Genomic DNA, 2,562 nt, shown 5'->3' with positions numbered 1-2,562 from the left:
CTATTTATTCTCCTTAGTATTATTCGGTCTTGTGATTTGTTAATTAAATGTATTGTTGACAGTCCATTTAATTCGGTTGGGTCACTATAACCGTGCTTAATCATATTATAGGGAGAAAAATGATGAGGAAGTTATTAAGCGCGGGTTTGTTACTGCTATTGGCGGGTTGTAGTAGCCCTCACAGTGACCGGCCGCATAAACTGATCGACCGTGATGATTATAAAATCGATACTAATCATCCATCAGTGGCTCAAAATGAACGGGTGCGTTTCTTAGTGCTTCATTATACTGCAACAGATGATGCTGAATCACTGCGAATACTGACTCAGGGCAATGTTAGTGCCCATTATTTGGTAAAAACACATCCCCAAAATGTTGAGGGCAAACCGGTTGTTTTGCAATTGGTGCCTGAAAGTCAAAGAGCCTGGCATGCCGGGGTGAGTTACTGGGAAGGGCGCACCAGTCTCAATGATACCTCTATCGGTATCGAAATCGTCAATAAGGGCTTCACTGAGAGGATGTTGGGTAGAAGGTGGTACCCTTACAATGAGTCTCAGATTGAATTGATTGAGCGCCTTACCAGAGATATTGTCGAGCGTTATAATATTGCTCCGATGAATGTCGTGGCTCACAGCGATATTGCCCCACAGCGAAAATCTGATCCCGGCCCGCTATTCCCATGGCAGCGTTTGGCGCAGCAAGGCATAGGCGCCTGGCCAGATGACGCAACAGTCGCTAAGTATATTGATGGTCGAAATAAGTATGATATCGGCTCCGTTACTGTTATTCAGCAGGCACTGGCCCGTTATGGTTATCAAATCCCACAAAGCGGCGTACTGGATAATGAAACCATTCAGGTTATTAAGGCTTTTCAGATGCATTTCAGGGCGCAGAATATTCGCGGCGTACCAGATATAGAAACTGAAGCCATTGCCCTGGCGTTGGTCGAGAAATATTACCCATAGGGTAGTTGACGTCGCCAATTAATTAGCGGCAATAAGCGCTTTAAAAGCAGAAAGCCAGTCATTTTACTGACTGGCTTTCTGAGCCATCACAATAGAGTGACTAATGAGCGTTGGTTACTGATGGGCTAAATCGCCATCATCATCGCTGTTGAGAATCTCTTTATCGGTCTGTTTCATCAATTGGCTGGTAATGGTACCGGCGGTCATTGAACCGCTGACGTTCAGCGCGGTCCGGCCCATATCAATCAATGGCTCAACCGAGATCAATAAAGCAACCAATGTAACTGGCAAGCCCAATGCCGGCAAAACAATCAGCGCGGCGAAGGTTGCACCACCGCCCACACCGGCAACACCGGCAGAACTGATGGTTACAATCCCTACCAGTGTAGCAATCCATACTGGGTCCAGAGGGTTGATTCCCACCGTTGGTGCGACCATTACGGCCAGCATCGCCGGATAGAGGCCAGCACAGCCATTTTGCCCAATGGTGGCACCAAAGGAAGCAGAGAAGCTGGCGATGGACTCCGGGATACCCAGGCGGCGGGTTTGAGCTTCCACATTCAGCGGAATACTGGCGGCGCTGGAGCGGCTGGTAAAGGCGAAGGTCAGCACCGGCCAGACTTTGCGGAAGAACTTCAACGGATTGATGCCAGTGAATGACAGCAACACGGCGTGGACCACAAACATAATCGCCAGACCAAGGTAGGAGGCAACGACAAAGCTCCCCAGCTTGATAATATCTTGAATATTAGAGCCAGCGACAACCTTGGTCATTAGTGCCAATACGCCGTAGGGGGTCAGTTTCATCACCAGACGTACCAGTTTCATCACCCAAGCTTGCAGCGTATCAATAGCAACTAATACGCGTTGGCCTTTCTCGACATCATCTTTCAGCAATTGCAGTGAGGCAATACCGAGGAACGTCGCGAAAATCACCACGCTGATAATTGAGGTCGGACTGGCCCCGGTCAAATCGGCAAACGGGTTTTTCGGAATAAACGACAGGATCAACTGCGGCACTGTCAAGTCCGTCACTTTGCTTAAGTAGTTGCTTTCAATGGCACTTAAACGTGCTGTCTCTTGCGTACCTTGTACCAAGCCTTCAGCGGTTAAGCCAAACAGATTGGTAACCAGCACGCCAACCAGAGCAGCAATTAAGGTGGTGAAAAGCAATGTACCGATTGTCAGTACGCTAATTTTACCTAGCGAAGAGGCATTATGCAGTTTAGCGACAGCACTCAAGATTGAGGCGAATACCAGCGGCATAACAATCATCTGCAATAATTGCACATAACCATTTCCGACAATATTAAACCAGGTGATGGACTCTTTCAGTACCGGGTTATCAGCACCGTATACCCATTGCAAGCCCAGACCAAACAGCACACCCAGTGCCAAGCCAACCAAAACTTTCTTGGCCAGACTCCATTGTTTATGCCGGGTTTGTGCCAATAGTAATAGCAGTGCTACAAATACCAGCACGTTAATCACAAGCGGAAGGTTCATCCCCATATCTCCAAATTATTATTTTAAATACTGGCACATATTCTATTACTATTTTTATCTAGAACAGAGCCAGGCACCGTCATGGTGCAAT

Annotated in this window: 2 protein-coding genes; one reads left to right on the top strand and one right to left on the bottom strand. The window is 47.5% G+C overall.

What is annotated here, in order from left to right; translation table 11 throughout:
- Nucleotides 1-122 precede the first annotated feature (122 nt).
- Nucleotides 123-965: an N-acetylmuramoyl-L-alanine amidase gene (locus tag V1952_RS21075; protein WP_372559911.1), complete on the top strand. Its 843-nt coding sequence runs from the start codon at nt 123-125 to the stop codon at nt 963-965.
- Between the two features lie 114 nt (nt 966-1,079).
- Here the strand turns inward: V1952_RS21075 and V1952_RS21070 are convergent, their stop codons facing one another.
- Entirely contained in the window at nt 1,080-2,471 is a 1,392-nt protein-coding gene (locus V1952_RS21070) for an L-cystine transporter (protein WP_193784651.1), read from the bottom strand.
- Between the last annotated feature and the right edge of the window lie 91 nt (nt 2,472-2,562).

Origin of the sequence: Yersinia sp. 2542 StPb PI, from assembly GCF_048593855.1 — a bacterium.
Classification (GTDB): domain Bacteria; phylum Pseudomonadota; class Gammaproteobacteria; order Enterobacterales; family Enterobacteriaceae; genus Yersinia; species Yersinia enterocolitica_E.
This window is presented reverse-complemented; position numbering and strand designations above follow the sequence as displayed.

Excerpts from the sequence above, each read along its gene's own strand:
- V1952_RS21075 (WP_372559911.1), top strand. The coding sequence starts at position 123 with ATGAGGAAGTTATTAAGCGCGGGTTTGTTACTGCTATTGGCGGGTTGT.
- V1952_RS21070 (WP_193784651.1), bottom strand. The coding sequence starts at position 2,471 with ATGAACCTTCCGCTTGTGATTAACGTGCTGGTATTTGTAGCACTGCTA.